The sequence below is a fragment of the Actinoallomurus sp. CA-150999 genome (assembly GCF_050942425.1).
Classification (GTDB): domain Bacteria; phylum Actinomycetota; class Actinomycetes; order Streptosporangiales; family Streptosporangiaceae; genus Actinoallomurus.
In genome coordinates this window covers 6,214,908-6,230,211 of the sequence record NZ_CP192063.1, presented here as the reverse complement: position 1 = coordinate 6,230,211, position 15,304 = coordinate 6,214,908, and the positions used below count along the sequence as shown (strand labels likewise).

At 72.0% G+C, this 15,304-nt stretch carries 16 protein-coding genes; 6 read left to right on the top strand and 10 right to left on the bottom strand.

Annotated elements, in window-relative coordinates:
• Positions 1 to 15 precede the first annotated feature (15 nt).
• Genes ACQP2O_RS28880 through ACQP2O_RS28870 form a run of 3 tightly spaced genes read right to left on the bottom strand, consistent with a single transcriptional unit; the run spans position 16 to position 2,895 of the window.
• A complete protein-coding gene (locus ACQP2O_RS28880) occupies positions 16 to 936 on the bottom strand; it encodes an ABC transporter substrate-binding protein (protein ID WP_433170419.1) in 921 nt (306 codons plus the stop codon).
• A gap of 41 nt (positions 937 to 977) precedes the next feature.
• On the bottom strand, positions 978 to 2,102 hold the full coding sequence (gene menC / locus ACQP2O_RS28875) for an o-succinylbenzoate synthase (RefSeq protein WP_433170417.1): 1,125 nt from the start codon (positions 2,100 to 2,102) through the stop codon (positions 978 to 980).
• A gap of 1 nt (position 2,103) precedes the next feature.
• Complete coding sequence (locus ACQP2O_RS28870) at positions 2,104 to 2,895, bottom strand: GNAT family N-acetyltransferase (RefSeq protein WP_433170415.1); 792 nt, start codon at positions 2,893 to 2,895, stop codon at positions 2,104 to 2,106.
• A 139-nt stretch (positions 2,896 to 3,034) separates the two neighbouring features.
• On the opposite strand from ACQP2O_RS28870, the gene ACQP2O_RS28865 reads away from it, so the two are divergent.
• From ACQP2O_RS28865 to ACQP2O_RS28850, 4 genes are all read left to right on the top strand, one after another.
• Complete coding sequence (locus ACQP2O_RS28865; RefSeq protein WP_433170413.1) at positions 3,035 to 4,015, top strand: amino acid ABC transporter permease; 981 nt, start codon at positions 3,035 to 3,037, stop codon at positions 4,013 to 4,015.
• Positions 4,012 to 4,806 (top strand): amino acid ABC transporter ATP-binding protein, encoded by a 795-nt coding sequence (locus tag ACQP2O_RS28860; RefSeq protein ID WP_433170411.1) that lies wholly within the window; start codon positions 4,012 to 4,014, stop codon positions 4,804 to 4,806. Before ACQP2O_RS28865 ends, ACQP2O_RS28860 begins: the two co-directional genes overlap by 4 nt.
• A gap of 98 nt (positions 4,807 to 4,904) precedes the next feature.
• Positions 4,905 to 5,507 (top strand): hypothetical protein, encoded by a 603-nt coding sequence (locus tag ACQP2O_RS28855; RefSeq protein WP_433170409.1) that lies wholly within the window; start codon positions 4,905 to 4,907, stop codon positions 5,505 to 5,507.
• Between the two features lie 80 nt (positions 5,508 to 5,587).
• Positions 5,588 to 6,238, top strand: a complete 651-nt coding sequence (locus ACQP2O_RS28850) for a sulfotransferase family protein (RefSeq protein WP_433170407.1) — start codon at positions 5,588 to 5,590, stop codon at positions 6,236 to 6,238.
• A gap of 19 nt (positions 6,239 to 6,257) precedes the next feature.
• Here ACQP2O_RS28850 and ACQP2O_RS28845 read toward each other — a convergent pair whose 3' ends face one another.
• Entirely contained in the window at positions 6,258 to 6,662 is a 405-nt protein-coding gene (locus ACQP2O_RS28845) for a VOC family protein (protein WP_433170405.1), read from the bottom strand.
• Between the two features lie 59 nt (positions 6,663 to 6,721).
• Between ACQP2O_RS28845 and ACQP2O_RS28840 the strand changes: the two genes are divergently transcribed.
• Positions 6,722 to 7,177 carry a MarR family winged helix-turn-helix transcriptional regulator gene (locus ACQP2O_RS28840; protein ID WP_433170403.1) on the top strand — a complete coding sequence of 152 codons (456 nt, stop codon included), beginning with the start codon at positions 6,722 to 6,724 and terminating at the stop codon, positions 7,175 to 7,177.
• Here ACQP2O_RS28840 and ACQP2O_RS28835 read toward each other — a convergent pair.
• The 3 genes from ACQP2O_RS28835 to ACQP2O_RS28825 are packed head-to-tail and all read right to left on the bottom strand — an operon-like array spanning position 7,164 to position 10,562.
• Positions 7,164 to 8,198: an alcohol dehydrogenase catalytic domain-containing protein gene (locus ACQP2O_RS28835; protein WP_433170401.1), complete on the bottom strand. Its 1,035-nt coding sequence runs from the start codon at positions 8,196 to 8,198 to the stop codon at positions 7,164 to 7,166. The two genes, ACQP2O_RS28840 and ACQP2O_RS28835, sit on opposite strands and share 14 nt — an antisense overlap.
• A gap of 40 nt (positions 8,199 to 8,238) precedes the next feature.
• Positions 8,239 to 9,381, bottom strand: coding sequence for an ArgE/DapE family deacylase (locus tag ACQP2O_RS28830; protein ID WP_433170399.1), 1,143 nt, complete (start codon positions 9,379 to 9,381; stop codon positions 8,239 to 8,241).
• Positions 9,382 to 9,431: 50 nt separating this feature from the next.
• A complete protein-coding gene (locus tag ACQP2O_RS28825; protein ID WP_433170397.1) occupies positions 9,432 to 10,562 on the bottom strand; it encodes a diaminopropionate ammonia-lyase in 1,131 nt (376 codons plus the stop codon).
• A gap of 102 nt (positions 10,563 to 10,664) precedes the next feature.
• Between ACQP2O_RS28825 and ACQP2O_RS28820 the strand changes: the two genes are divergently transcribed.
• Positions 10,665 to 11,597, top strand: coding sequence for a LysR family transcriptional regulator (locus ACQP2O_RS28820; RefSeq protein WP_433170395.1), 933 nt, complete (start codon positions 10,665 to 10,667; stop codon positions 11,595 to 11,597).
• A gap of 196 nt (positions 11,598 to 11,793) precedes the next feature.
• Here ACQP2O_RS28820 and ACQP2O_RS28815 read toward each other — a convergent pair whose 3' ends face one another.
• The 3 genes from ACQP2O_RS28815 to ACQP2O_RS28805 form a co-directional block, all read right to left on the bottom strand.
• The gene (locus ACQP2O_RS28815; RefSeq protein WP_433170393.1) at positions 11,794 to 12,819 is read right to left on the bottom strand and encodes a Gfo/Idh/MocA family protein; all 1,026 of its coding nucleotides are present in this window, start codon (positions 12,817 to 12,819) and stop codon (positions 11,794 to 11,796) included.
• A gap of 23 nt (positions 12,820 to 12,842) precedes the next feature.
• Positions 12,843 to 12,965, bottom strand: a complete 123-nt coding sequence (locus tag ACQP2O_RS28810) for a hypothetical protein (protein ID WP_433170391.1) — start codon at positions 12,963 to 12,965, stop codon at positions 12,843 to 12,845.
• A 267-nt stretch (positions 12,966 to 13,232) separates the two neighbouring features.
• On the bottom strand, positions 13,233 to 15,239 hold the full coding sequence (locus tag ACQP2O_RS28805; RefSeq protein WP_433170389.1) for a beta-galactosidase: 2,007 nt from the start codon (positions 15,237 to 15,239) through the stop codon (positions 13,233 to 13,235).
• Positions 15,240 to 15,304: the final 65 nt, after the last annotated feature.

The window sequence follows — 15,304 nt, the reverse complement described above, 5'->3', positions numbered from 1 at the left end:
TCTCCCGGCGCTCGATCAGGTACCGCCATTGATCTTGGCGCTTTTGTTGCTACAGCAGTCCTTGAGACCCCATGTGCTCATGATCTGGTCATAGGTGCCGTTCTCAATGAGTTTCTTCAGCGCCGCCTGAACGGCCGTGACGAGTTCGGGGTCGGACTTCTGGACGGCGATGCCGAGCGCACCCGGCTGGGTGGGTGCGTCCGGCGGGGTGCTCGTGACGAAGAGGGAGCCGGTCTGCTTGACGATCGCCGCCGTGGAACCACCGGTCGACACCCCGACGTCGGCCCGACCGCTCTGCACGGCCAGGACCACCTCGTCCTGGGTGCGGAAGTTGTTGATCTTGATGGCCCGCTTGCCGGTCGCGGCGCACTTCTTGGTGACGGCCTGGGCGTCGTCGGCCATCGATGTGCCGGTCTGTACCGCTATCGAGAAACCGCAGGTATTCGCCCAGGTCGGGAACTTACCCTTGTTCTCGGCCTTGGCGAAGAACATCGTGCTGTTCATCGCGTAGTCGACGAAGTCGATGTGCTCCCGGCGCGACGGACGATCAAGGATTCCGGAGACGGCGACGTCGAACTTTCCCGCGGCGATCCCCGGGACGATCGCGTCGAAGCTGGCGTTCTGCAGCCCGGCCTTCAGGCCGAGCAACGAGGCGATCCCCTTGATGAGATCGATGTCAGCCCCTTCGAGCGTCTTGTTGTCCTTGGCCACCGACTCGAAGGGCGGGTACGTCGCGTCGGTGGCGACCCGGATCGTGCCGGCCGTCCTGATCTTGGCCGGCACCATCGCGCTCAGCGTCTTGTCGGCCGCCTGGGCGGAGAAGCCGGGCTTGGCCTTCTCCGCGGAGCCGGTCTGGGAGGCGTTGGTACACCCCGCGCCGACGGCGAGCGTCACCGCTGCTGCGAGAGCGGCGGTCATCTGCGATGTCCTTTTCATCGGTCTCCTTGGTGTGCGTGCACGCGTCACTCGCATGGGGTTCAGAGGCCGAGTGACACGGCGTGACTGTCGATGGTGAGCTCCTCGACGACGTCGAGATCCACCTCGACCCCCGTGCCCGGCCCGGTGGGCACGGCGAGGCATCCGTCCTCGAGTTCGAACGGGCGGGCGATGTCCTTGGTGTAGTAGCGGCTCGTCGCCGATATGTCGCCGGGAAGGGTGAAGCCGGGCAGACTGGCCAGGGCGAGGTTGGCCGCGCGCCCCACGGCGGTCTCGAGGGTTCCCCCGCAGAAGACGGGTATGCCGTTGGCCTGGCAGACGTCGTGGATCGCGCGAGAGTTCAGGTATCCACCGACCCTGCTCGGCTTGATGTTCACGACATTCGCCGCGCCCAGGCGGATCGCGACCATCGTGTCGTGTACCCCGCTGATCGACTCGTCCAGGCAGATGGGCGTCGTCGAGGCGGCGGCGAGAGCCTGGTGCGCGAGAAGACGATCGCGGTCGAACGGCTGTTCCAGGAGGAGCAGGTTGAACTCGTCGAGGCGGCGCAGGTGCGGGATGTCGCTCGGCTCGTACGCCTGGTTGGCGTCCACCTGCAGCGGCAGGTCGTCCCCGAACGTCGCCCGGACGGCGCGGACCGGCTCGAGGTCCCACCCTGGCTGGATCTTGAGTTTGATCCGGGAGTAGCCGTCCTTGAGGTAGCCGCCGACCCAGTCGATCAGTTCGTCGATGGAGTCGGGGATGCCCACGGAGACGCCGACGGGGATGCGGCCCGCCGCTGCGCCCAGGAAGTCCACCAGCGGCATGCCGTGCCGGCGCAGTTGGGCATCGAGCAGGGCCGACTCGACGAAGGCCTTGGCGATCGGGCTGCCGGGCACGTCCTTCAGGACGGATCGGAGCCAGCCGACCGTCGTTCCCGAGGGCGGCGGCGGGCTGCTCTCCATCGCCGGCACGATCACCTCCAGGAGCGCGGCACGGACGCTCCCCATGTACTCAGGGAAGTACGTCGGCTCTGGGTCGGCGGCCGATTCCGACCAGCCGTCGACGCCGTCCTCGGACCAGCGCAACACCATGACGTGCCGCGTCTCGTCCACGCCCTTCGACGTCCGGAACGGCCGCACGAGCGGCATCGCGAGCGTGCGGATCTCGAGGTTCACGCGAGGCATGTCAGTCACCCGTTCTGGTCAGTCGATAGGCGCCGTCCGAGCCGAGGCGGGTCGGGCGGTAGCCCAGCGTGAATGCGTGTTCGAACACCTGGCGGGCCGCGAGTCGCCACTGGAGGGCGAGCTCGGCGTCGGCTCGGCGCATCGCCTCGATGTCCTGGGGGATCCAGACCCGGACCGTATCCGATGCGGGAAACGCCGGAATCGACGGAGCGCCGTGCGGGCCCTGCTCAAGGGCGGGTGGGACGGCATCCTCCGCATCCGGACTCTCCTGGGCGGGCGGAGCCTCGTCGAGGCGCCACTCGGCGTAGAAGCGGTCCGGTCGATCCCCTCGGTTGATGGCGTCGTGCATCGGGGGGTAGTAGTCGCGGATGTATTCGGTGACCCGTGCGCCCAGCTTGTTCAGGTTGAAGTGTGCGTTGCGCCGGATGAGCGGGTCGAACGTCCAGAGGATCCGGTTCGCGCCCCGTTCGAGCGCCCAGTCACGCTGCCCGAACTTCAGCGCGCGCCCGACGCCTTTGCCCGCCTCGACGGAGCTGACCGCGGCGATGAGCGAATAGATCGAATCCGCTCCGGGTCCGCCGGCGATGCCGACGGTGACCCCGGCGAGGTCGCCGCCCGCCGTGATCGCTCCGAGGACGCAACCGCCGGCATGCGCGATGGACGCCAGCAGGTCGGCCGGGATGGGGGACGATTCCGGGGTGGTCCCCCAGATGTCGGCGAGCAGTCGAGTGGCGGCGACATGGTCCTCATGGCCGGCGAGTTCGACGACCTCGGGGCGGGCGTAAGCGGGCATGGTGCCAAGGGTTGTGAGCCGATCCCGCCAGGTCATTGAGGTGTAGACCAGAGTTTCCCGCCGAACTTTGGTGAAGCCGACAGCGGTCGTACGCGCCGATGTCCCCATCATTGGGTGATTGGCCGAGATCGACCGGAGGATGGCGAGAAGCATGGAGAAGGCGGCCGAAACATCGACGGCGGATGCGGCTCGGGATCCGGCCGTCCCGTCCACGGCCGGGGCGTTCGCCGACGACGATCTGACCGTCGTCCCGCGCAGGCACATCGGCCGCCTCATCGTCGCCGTGATTCTCCTCGCTCTGGCGGCGCTGGCGCTGAAGTCGGTCTTCACGAATCCGCGGTTCCAGTGGAACGTCGTCAGCGCCTACCTACGGGACGTGTCCATCGGCGGGGGCCTGTGGATCACGATCAAGCTGACCGTCGTGTGCATGCTGATCGGTGTCGTTCTCGGTCTCGTCCTCGCGGTGCTACGGCTCTCGAACAACCCCGTCGTCAACGGGATCGCGTTCGGCTACATCACGCTGTTCCGCGGCACGCCCCTGCTCGTCCAGCTCCTGTTCTGGTACAACCTCGCCGCGCTCTATCCGAAGATCACCTTCGGGCTGCCCGGGGTCGCGCTCAACGCCAACCAGCTCATCACACCGACCACCGCCGCGATCCTCGGACTGGGCCTCAACGAGGCGGCGTACATGTCCGAGATCGTGCGAGCGGGCATCCTGTCCGTGGAACAGGGCCAGTCGGAGGCGGCCGCCTCACTGGGCCTGACGAGGATGCAGACGATGCGGCGCATCATCCTGCCGCAGGCCATGCGCGTCATCGTGCCACCGACCGGCAACGAGACCATCGGGATGCTCAAGATGACCTCGCTCGTCAGCGTCCTGGCCGTCCCGGACCTGCTCTATTCGGCGCAGCTCATCTACTCGCGGAGTTTCCAGACGATCCCCCTGCTCATCGTCGCGAGCATCTGGTACCTCGTCGTCACGACGATCCTCACGATCATTCAGTTCTACATCGAGCGGCGCTTCGCGCGAGGCAACCGCAGCCTGCCGCCGACACCGCTGCAACGGGTACGGACCTTCTTCAGGACACACGCGCCGGGCATCGCGGGGAGGACCGCATGAGCAGCGAGGTGACGTCGGCGGGAACGTCCGTATCACCCATGGTCCGGGCCCAACGGGTCCGCAAGTCGTTCGGACGCCTCGAGGTCCTGCGCGACATCACCCTCGAGGTGGCGGAAGGCGAAGTCGTCTGTCTCATCGGGCCGTCCGGCTCCGGCAAGAGCACCTTCCTGCGCTGCATCAATCACCTGGAGCGCGTCGACGGCGGACGCATCTGGGTCGACGGCCAGGTCGTCGGGTACGCCCAGCGCGGCGGCAGGCTCCATGAGCTGAGCGACAAGGAGATATGCAAGCGGCGGACCGAGATCGGCATGGTCTTTCAGCATTTCAACCTCTTCCCGCACATGACCGCCTTGCAGAACCTCATCGAGGCCCCACGCCGGGCGTTGGGGGAGAAGAAGGAGTCGGCCACCGACCGCGCGCTGGAGCTGCTCGACCGCGTCGGCCTCGCGGACAAGGCGGGCGCCTATCCCCGTCAGCTGTCCGGCGGCCAGCAGCAGCGCGTCGCGATCGCCCGCGCGCTGTGCATGCGGCCGAAACTGCTCCTGTTCGACGAGCCCACGTCGGCCCTCGACCCCGAACTCGTCGGCGAGGTGCTCACCGTCATGCGCGACCTCGCCGCGTCGGGCATGACGATGATCGTCGTCACCCACGAGATGGGGTTCGCCCGTGAGGTCGCCGACCGCGTCCTGTTCTTCGACGACGGTCAGGTCGTCGAAGAAGGGCCGGCCGACCAGGTCATCACCAATCCGCGACACAGCCGGACGCGAGCCTTCCTCTCCGCCGTTCGTTGAGGTGCCCCGAACGCGACCGGAGACCGAGATCGCCGCCGGCCGTAGGATGCCCACGGCCGGCGGCGACCCGCGACCCCGGCCTCCCGGGAAGGACGCACGTGCCAGGAAGCACCGACAGAGGACCTGATTCCGCCGTCGTCGAGATCGGCTATGCCTGGCCAGGGCTGCGCGAGGTGGTCGCCTTCCCCGTGATCGGGCTCTTCCTGACGGCCTTCCTCGGGCTCAGGGTGGCGAATGCGGGGAGCGTCAACCCCGTCGCCGCGGTCGCGTGCGTCCTCTGCGGGGCGTGGACCGCGTGGCTGGGCGGGGGTGTCGCGCGAGCGATGTGGCGCGCCGCCCGGCGGCGTCCTCTCCTCACTCTGGACTCCGAGCGGGTCGTGTTGCACTCGGCGAGGGTGGCGCTGCAGTGGTCGAACGTCGCCGAGGTCCGGATCGTGAACCGATCGCCGGACGGCCGGACCGCGAAGCTGATGGTCTTCGTGCCCATCGATGCCGACCGGGTCATCGCGGGGCTGCGCGGCATGCCACGCCGCTTCGCGCGGAGCGGGATGAAGCACCTCGGCGGTCCGATCTTCGTTCGCCCGCAAGACATGGCGTTGCCGTTCGACGAGGTCCTGGCCACCGTCCGCACACTGACCACCGTTCCCGTCCGCCCCGCCATCGATCCACGGACGGCCCGTGGGATCCTCGGGCGGCGCTGACCGGCCTCAGTACGAGCTCGTCGCCGGAGAACGCCGAGAGATGATCGGGATCGCCGCGATCGAGACGAGGGAGGGCCGGAATGGGGTTGAGAGTCGTGGGGGCGGGATTTCCGCGTACCGGGACGACGTCGCTGAAGGCCGCGCTGGAGCTGCTGCTCGGAGCGCGCTGCTACCACATGACGGAGTTGTTGTTCGGCCGGCTCGAGGACGCCGTGGTCTGGCGGGACGCCTACGCGGGCGTCATGCCGGACTGGCACGGCTTCCTCGCGGGGTACGCCGCCGGGGTCGACTGGCCGATGTCGCAGTTCTGGCGTGAGCTGTCCGCCGCATTCCCGGACGCGCTGGTGCTGCTGTCCCGGCGGGAGAACGCCGAGCGCTGGTATCAGAGCATGGACCGCACCGTGCTGCGAGGAGCGCGCGGCCTGGCGCGGGGGGACTCCGGCGGCGAACAGCCGCCCGGCCTGGCCACTGCCACCCCGGAACAGGACCGTGCCCGGACCGAGATGGCCCGGGCCATGTTCGCCGGCGCGTTCGACGGCTCCTACGACCGAGACAGCGTCATCGCGGCCTACGAGCGCCATCTCACCGAGGTCCGTGCCACGGTACCGGCGCACCGGTTGCTGGAGTGGCAGCCGGCCGACGGCTGGGCGCCCCTGTGCGCCGCTCTCGGCCTCCCGGTCCCGGACGTGCCCTTCCCTCACGAGAAAGGTGCGGAGGGGCTGAGCAAATGACCATGCCGACCGGCGGATCTCAGTAGGACTGCAGCTCCACCAGGGTGCCGTCCGGGTCGCGGACCAGTGCGTTGCGGAGGGTCGGGCCCCACTCCGGGCGGTCGGCCGGTGCCGCCACCGCCTCGGCGCCATGGCGCAGGCAGAACGCGAATGCGGCGTCGACGTCGGCGACCCGGCTGACGAACATGGCCCGGTCCTGGGCCGGCAGTTCGGCGGGCAGCTCCGCCGTGCCCGCGACGGTCGCCATCGCGGCGCGGTCGAACAGTGCGAGCACGCCCTCGTCGCCGACGTCCCAGCTCGCGTACGGCCCGCTCGCGCCGCCGCGCGCCAGATGGGCGTCCGCCAGCTCGGGCAGGACCGCGTCGTAGAAGGCGAAGCACTCGGCGAACCGGGTCACGAGCAGGCGCGGGTGCAGGACGTCCATGTCCACTCCAATTCATAGGTGCGAACCCATTATTGGTGCAGACCCTACACTGTGGTGGCATGCACGAGACCCCGCCCAGCCTGCTGGCGCTCACCACCTACCTGCTGTCCCGGGTGGGCAAGACGGCGCGCACGCGCATCACCGAGCGGCTCGCGGCGCACGACGTCCGCCTGTGGCACATGGCCGTCCTCGCGGCGCTGGCCGACTTCGGCCCGCACGCGCAGCGCGACCTCGCCGCCCGGCTGAGCATCGACCCGAGCGACGTGGTGAAGATCCTCGACGAACTGACCGCCGCGGGCCATGTCGAGCGCGCCCGCGACCCGGCCGACCGCCGCCGCGTCACGGTCACGATCACCCCGGCGGGCCGTACGGCCCTGGCCGACCTGACCTCCGAGGCATCGGCCGTCCAGGAGGGGGTCCTCGCGCCGCTCGACGAGGACGAGCGCGCCCGGCTGCACGACCTGCTGCTGCGGCTGTTCGCCCACCTGCACGAGGAGACCGTCAGGGAACGATGACCGTGGCCCCCGCGGACGGGGCGGTGCCCATCGCCGCCAGGGCGGCCGGGGCGTCGGCGAGGCCGATCGTACGGGTGATCAGCAGGTCGGGCCGCAGAGCGCCGGCCGCGACCATCGCCATCATCGGCCCGTAGGCGTGCGCGGCCATCCCGTGGCTGCCCACGACCTCCAGCTCCAGGGCGATGACCCGGTGCATCGGCACCGCGGCCGGGCCGGTCGCCGGCGGCAGCAGGCCCACCTGGACGTGACGTCCCCGGCGGCGCAGGCTCTCCACGGACGCCGCGCAGGTCGCCGGGCTGCCGAGCGCGTCCAGGGACACGTCGGCGCCGCCTCCGGTGATCTCGCGTACGGCCTCCGCCACGCCGTCCGGGCCCTCGACACAGGCGGCGGCGCCGAAACGACGAGCCAGTTCCAGAGCGGCGGGGGAGACGTCGACCGCGACGACCCGTGCCCCGCAGGCCGCGGCGATCATCACCGCCGACAGGCCGACCCCGCCGCACCCGTGCACCGCCACCCACGCGCCGGGCCCGACGCGCCCCTGCGCGGTCACGGCCCGGAACGCCGTCGCGAACCGGCAGCCCAGCGCCGCCGCGGTGGTGGCCGCCAGGTCGCCGGGGAGGGCCACCAGGTTGACGTCGGCGTCGTCGATGACGACGTACTCCGCGAACGACCCCCAGTGGGTGAAGCCGGGCTGCGTCTGGTGTTCGCAGACCTGCTGGTCACCGGCCGCGCACGCCGCGCACCGGCCGCACGCGCACACGAACGGCACCGTCACCCGGTCGCCGGGACGCCACCCGGTCACGTCCGGCCCGGCTGCCGCGACGACACCCGCCAGCTCGTGACCCGGCACGTGGGGGAACCGCGTGATGTCGGGGTCGTGGCCCATCCAGCCGTGCCAGTCGCTGCGGCACAGCCCGGTCGCCTCGACCCGGATCACCACGCCGGCGCGCGGCGGATCCGGATCGGGCACCTCCCGCACCTCCGGCATCCGCCCGAACCCGTCGTATGCCACCGCCCGCACGGCCCGCCCCTTCCGTCATTTCGGCCAACCGTATCGGCGCTCAGGAACAGAAGTCGGCCACGGTGTCGGTGAGGATGCGCGTGAGGTCGTGCAGCGAGGCGATGTCGGCCCACTCGGTGGCCGCGTGGGCGCCCTCACCGGCGACGCCGAAGAGCAGGCAGGGGATCCCCGCGCGGGCGAAGAGGGCGCAGTCGGTCCAGAACGCCTCGGCGCGGATCACGGGCGGCTGCCCGAGCACCGATTCGGCGTGGCGGGCGAGGGCGCGCACGATGGGCGCGTCCGGGTCGGCCTGGAAGGGCTCCCGGTGCAGGCCGGGGACGAGACGGTAACGGAAGTCCGCGACGGTGGCGGCGAGGTCCTCGAGGATCGCGGTCAGCTCCGCGCGGACGGTGCCCGCGTCCTCGCCGGGCACCGTACGGCGCTCCAGCGTGATCCGGCAGCGCGCCGGGTAGGTGGAGGGCTCCTCACCGCCGTGGATGACGCCGGCGTGCACGGTCCCGGTGCCCAGGAGCGGATGCGCCGGACCTGCGGCCAGACGGCGGCCCAGGTCCTCCAGCGCGACGAGGAAGTGGCCGGCCTTGGTGATGGCGTCGACGCCGAGGTCGGGGCGCGAGCCGTGGGCCGCCCGCCCCTCGATCTCCACGTCGAACCAGGCGAACCCCTTGTGGGCGAGAGTCAGCTGCAGTTGGCTCGGCTCGGTGACGATCGCGGCGTCGGCGTCGAAGGACTCCAGGACCTCCTCGGTGCCGAGACTGTCGTGCTCCTCGTCGGCGACGCAGGCCACGAGCACGTCTCCGCGCAGCGGCCCCCGCCGTGTGGCCCGGGCCGCCGCGACCATCATGGCCGCGACGCCGCCCTTCATGTCGAAGGCCCCGCGCCCGAACATCCTGCCGTCGCTGATCCGCGGAGTCAGCGGATCGCCGTCGTAGCCGGCGAGGCCGACGGTATCGAGGTGACCGTTGAGCATCAGTGAGCGGCCGCCCCCCGTGCCGCGGGCGATCGCGACCAGTGAGGGACGACCCGGGCGCTTCTCCAGCCGGTGCACCTCGAAGCCATGGGCGGCCAGCCAGCGACCGCAGAAGTCGGCGATCGCGGTCTCGCCCGCGCCGCCCGGGACGAGACCCGGGTTGACGGAGTCGAGGGCGATGAGCCGGCTCAGGAGTTCAACCGTTTCGTCGGGCATGGCGACCTTTCGCGGGAGATGTGCGCGGGAACGATGTGGGCCCGGCGTCGTCAGAGGTCAGGGTCTTCGGCGACCGCAGCGGGGTTGGCGTCGGCGCCTTCGGTGCTGAGCAGGACGAGAGTCGATGCGGGGCCGAGTTCGAGGGCGGTGCGGCGCCGCGCGGCGCCGTCGCCGGTGAGGGCGGCGCGGACTCCCGCCAGTGCCGCGGCGCCGCACGGCCCGCAGGACACGCCCAGGGCGGCGAGGTCACCGGCGGCGCGGGCGCTCTCGGCGTCGGTGACGACGATGGCGGCGTCGAGCCCGTCGCGGAGGAACGGCCACGCGAGGTCGGACGGGGTACCGCAGTTCAGGCCCGCCATGATGGTCTCGCCCGTGGCGACGCTGACCGGCTCGCCGCCCAGAAGGCTCTCGAGGACGCAGGGCGCGGCCTCGGGCTCGACCGACAGCAGCGCCGGCCCCCGGTCGGTGCCGCGGCTCCGGTAGTGGGTGACGGCGGCCTGGGCCAGCGAGCCCACGCCCACCGGCACGGCGACGAGGTCGGGCGGGCCGGTCCCCGCCGCGGTCAGCTGGACGTCGATCTCGGTGAAGAGTGTGGAGTAGCCCTCGACGATCCAGCCGGGGATCCGTTCGTAGCCGGGCCAGGCGGTGTCCTGGACGAGGACCGAGCCAGGCGCGGTGGCCGCCTCGGCCGCCCGGCGGACGGCACCGTCGTACGGGCCCGCGACCTCGGTGACCTCGGCCCCTTCGCCGGCGATGGCGACCACGGCCACCGGGTGAACGCCCTCGGGCACGAAGACGTGGGCCCGCCCGCCGGCCAGGCGCGCCGCGCGGGCCAGGGCCCGGCCGTGGTTGCCGTCGGTGGCCGTCACGAACGTGAGCGGACCGGACGGCGCCCGGCCGTTCGCCGCCCGCTCGGCCAGAACGCGATGCACCGCCCAGAACGCGCCCAGCGCCTTGAACGCCGGCAGTCCCAGACGCGACGACTCGTCCTTGACGAAGACCCGGCCCACCTCCAGTTCGGCGGCGACGGCGGGGACCTCGGTCAGCGGGGTGGGCGCGTAGCCGGGCAGCGCGGCGTGGAAGTCCCGCACGCCGGCCGGCGCGGGCGCGCACGTCCACGACCGGGCCGCGGGCCGGGAGAACCACGGCACCGCACGCGAAGAGGAAGCGTGTTCAGGCATGGGAACAAGCGTGCGGCACACCCATTCCGTCGGTCCAGCAAATGTTTTCAACGTATATTCGTCGGAAAAGCCGACTAATCGCCCCTCGAAACGGTCCCGCCGATGTTCGACCTTCACCGGCTGCGCCTGCTGCGCGAGCTCAAGCACCGGGGCACACTGGCGGCCGTCGCCGCGGCCCTCTCCTACAGCCCCTCGTCCGTCTCACAACAGCTCTCGCAGCTGGAGGCGGAAGCCGGCGTCCCGTTGCTGGAACCGGTGGGGCGCGGCGTACGGCTCACCCCACAGGCCGAGATCCTCGTCGCCCACACCGAGGCGGTACTGGAACGCCTGGAGCGCGCCGAGGCGGACATCGCCGCCTCGCTGACGGACCTGACCGGAACCCTCCGCATCGCGTCGTTCCAGACCGCGGCCCTCGCCCTGATGCCGACGGCGCTGAACCTGTTGCGCGACACCCATCCCGGCCTGCGCGTCCACGTCACCCAGATGGAGCCGGAGGAGGCGCTTCCGGCCCTGCAGGCGCGTGACTTCGATCTGGTCATCGCCGAGGAGTACCCCGGCAACCCGAACCCTCGCGCCGCCGAACTGGAGCAGGAGGACCTGCTCGACGACCCATTGCGCCTCGCGCTGCCCGAGCCGGACGACGGCACGATGGGACCGACGGCGGCGCTGCGTACGGCGGCGGGCCGCCCGTGGGCGATGGAACCCGAGGGCACGGCCGCCCGGCACTGGGCCACGACGTTGTGCCGTGACGCCGGCTTCGAGCCCGACGTACGGTTCGAGTCCGCCGATCTCCTGCTCCACCTGCGCCTCGTCGAACAGGGCCACGCGGTCGCCCTGCTGCCGGACCTCATCTGGAACGGGCGTGAACCGACCGTCCCCCTGCGGCTCCTTCCCCGAGGCCGGCGGGCGCGCCGGGTCTTCACCGCGGTGCGCCGGGGCCGCAGTCCGCATCCCGCGATCCAGGCCTGCCGCCAGGCGCTCCGCCTGGCCGCCGACGAGCGGCACCCGGCCGACGACGCGCCCCCGATCCGCTGACGGACCTGGCTCCGCGTCGGCGGACGGCACTCAGGCCGCTGCGGGTGCGGCCGGCCGACGTCGCCGCACGGCCGGCCGGAGGCCCCCGCGCGGGAGTGCGCCGGTACGCGCCCGACCGGGAGCCTCGGCCCGGGTCCGTGTCCGGTAGGCGCGCGAGGTCCTCGCCGTGGGAGGCGCTTCCCCCGACTCCTGTCGTTCAGGACAGGGCGACGACCTGACCGGCCGTCGCGCTGGTGCGCGCGGCGTCCAGGACCTTCGCCGTCGCGACCGCGTCCCAGGGGTCGACGGGCAGCGGTCCCGTCCCGCGCACCGCCGCGGCGAACGCCGGATAGAACAGGTCCCACCGGCCGCGCTCCGACGGAGCGGACTCGGTATGGTCCCCGCGCAGCACCTGGCCCCAGCGCTCCTCCGGCTCCGCGCCCCAGCCGTCGCCCTCCGAGACGGGGGAGGCGCCGGCGAGCAGCGCCGCCTCCTGCCCGTCCACACCGTCGACGACGTACGCGCCGGCGGTGCCGCTCGCGCGGAACCGCGGGCCCGGCGCGCCCTGCCGCCAGCTGCCCGACAGGTGGGACCGCGCGCCGTCGCGGTGGGTCAGCGCGACGAACACGTCGTCGTCGAGCCCGCCGTCGCCGACGTGCCACTCGGCGTACACCCGCTCGACCGGCCCGCACAGCACGAGCGCCTGGTCGACGAGGTGGCTGCCGAAGTCCAGCAGCGTGCCGCCGCCCGCCGCCGGCGGCCCCGGGTCGGGCGCGAACCGCTCGAACCGCGACTCGAACCGCGTCAGCGTGCCGAGCGTCCCCGCGTCCACCAGCCGCCGCAGCGTACGGAAGTCGGAGTCCCAGCGGCGGTTCTGGTACACCGTCAGGGCCACGCCGAGCCGTTCGGCCAGCTCGACGGTCTCCCGAGCGGCGTCCGCGTCCAGCGCGAACGGCTTGTCGCAGACCACCGCGAGGCCGAGTTCGAGCGCCTGCCGTGCCAGCGGGATGTGCGTGTCCGCCGGTGTCGAGATCGCCACCGCCTCGGCGCCGGCGGCGGCCAGCTCCTCCAACGAGGCGAACGCCGGCCGGTCCAGCTCGGCGGCGACCTGTTTCCGGCGTTCCGGGGAGGTCGTGACGACGCCCAGGAACGCGCACTCCAGGGCCGAGGCGAGCAGCGGCGCGTGGAAGTACCGGCCGCCGAAGCCGTATCCGGCGAGGCCGATGCGCAGCGGTTCGGTCATCGGGGATCCGTCCTTTCTCGAGGTCACTGAAAGCGGCCGGGGCGGAACGCCGCGAGCAGCGGGTGCGCCTCCCCGGTCACGATCTCGTCGGCGAGCAGCTCACCGGCGATCAGTCCCAGCGTCGCATCGCTGTCCGCGAACGCCACGTGCAGGCCCCCGCACCTGGTCGAGTTTCCCGAACACCGGCTCGCCGTCGCCGGGGATCGGCTTGCGGCCGACCCCGTAGGAGCCGAGGACGAGCTCGGGGTGGCCGGCCGGCACATCCTCGGCGTTCCAGCGAGATCAGCCCGTCGGGGTTTCGTGCCGATCTTGGGGGCACCCGCCTTGGCGACGCCCGTCGCGGCACCGGCGCGGCCGCAAATGCCACCGGCCCTCTCCCCGGTTCGGGAGAGGGCCGGTCGAAGGCCGTGTCGTCAGCCGGCCGGGCGGAGGACCGCGACGCCGCGCGGCGCGAGACGCACGGTACCGGCGGCGTCCGCGCCGCCCAGGAGGTCGCTCATCGGGCCGGGAAGATCGACCGTCACGGGGGTGGTCCGATGGTTCAGGACGATGTAGCACGGCCCGTCGCCGGTGACCCGGGCCCGCGCCTGGACGCCCTCCGGTAGCCCCGGCAGGACGGGGCGCGCGCCCGCCTCCTCGCGGATCCGGTCGACGAGGCGGCGCGTCGTCGCCGGGTCGGGCCGGGTGGCCAGGTACCACGCGGTGCCCCGGCCGTACCGATGGCGGGTGACCGCCGGCCGCCCGGCCGGCTCACCCGTCGTGAAGTACTCGACGGCCTCGGCGCCCTCCAGGTGCACGTCCTCGGACCAGATGGTGCCGGTTCCCTGGGACAGCCCGATCGTCCCGGACTCCGGCAGCGGCCCGAACTCCTCGACGCGCAGTCCCAGCACCCGCCGGAACGGCCCGGGGTAGCCGCCGAGATGCACCCGGTCGTGCGGGTCGACGATGCCGGAGAAGAACGACATCACCAGCGTGCCGCCGTCCTCGACGTACCGCTCGATGCCCCGGGCGGCCTCCTCGTCGACCAGGTAGAGGTTGGGGACGACGACGAGCCGGTAGGCGGACAGGTCGGCGTCCGGGCGGACGACGTCGCAGGCGACGCTCGCGTCGTACAGCGGGCCGTGGAGCGCCCAGGCGGCGTCCAGGAACCGCACGTCCGCGCTCGGGTGGGCGTCCTGCTCGAGCGCCCACCAGTTCGGCCAGTCCAGGACGAGCGCGACGTCCGCGCGGGGGGCCCGCGCGCCCGGCAGCGCCGTCGTGGCGGCGAGCTCGTGCCCGAGCTCGCGGACCTCCTCGAAGATCCGGCCGATGGGTCCGCCGTGCGGGACCATCGCCGAGTGGAACTTCTCGGCGCCGCCCCGGGACTGCCGCCACTGGAAGAACATCACCGCGTCCGCCCCGTGCGCGACGGCCTGCCAGCTCCACAGCCGCATGGCGCCCGCGGGCTTGGGGGCGTTGCGGGCACGCCAGTTGACCGCGCTCGGCGCCTGCTCCATCAGCAGCCAGGGCTGCCCGTCGCGCAGCGAGCGCATGACGTCGTAGGAGAAGGCGATCTTGGCGTCGGCCGCGGCGTCGTACGGGTCGGGGTAGGCGTCGTAGGCGACGACGTCCAGGTGCGGCGCCCACGTCCACAGGTCGGCGGGCCGCAGCGACGGCGGGAAGTTCGTCATCACCGGCACGTCCGGGCTCACCCGCCGCAGGACCTCCTTCTCGACGAGGTAGCAGGCGAGCAGCTCGTCGGAGGAGAACCGCGCGTAGTCGACGGCGTGGGCGGGGTTGGCGAACGGCGCGGGGCTGCGCGGCGGCAGCACCTCGTCGAAGGAGGCGTACCGCTGCGACCAGAAGGTCGTCGACCAGGCGTCGTTGAGGGCGTCCACCGAGCCGTACCGCTCCCGCAGCCAGCGCCGGAACGCGTCGGCGGAGACGTCGCAGTAGCAGGGGGCGACGTTGCCGTACTCGTTGCCGACGTGCCAGAGCGCCAGCGCGGGGTGGCCGGTGTAGCGGGTCGCGACCCGCTCGGCCAGACCCGCGGCGTGCTCGCGGTAGACCGGGCTGGACGGGCAGTAGTGCTGCCGCCCGCCCGGCCACATCCGCGTGCCGTCGGCGCCGGTCGGCAGGATCTCGGGGTGCCGCGCGGTGAGCCAGGGCGGCGGGGAGGCCGTCATCGTGGCCAGGCACGCGGCGACGCCGCCGTCGGCGAGCAGGTCCATGACGCGGTCCAGCCAGCCGAAGTCGTACGTGCCCGGCTCAGGCTCCACAGCGGCCCAGGAGAAGATCCCGACGCTGATCAGCGAGACGCCGGCCTCCTTCATCAGCCGGAGGTCCTCATCCCAGACGTGCTCGGGCCACTGCTCGGGGTTGTAGTCACCGCCGTAGGCGATGCGCCCCAAGCGGTCCCGGAGGCCGTCGATGCTGTTCACGTTCCCGCCGTTTCCTCGTCGTGGTTCCGGTCCAGGCGCCCGGCCGCCCTCTGCCTGCGTGACGC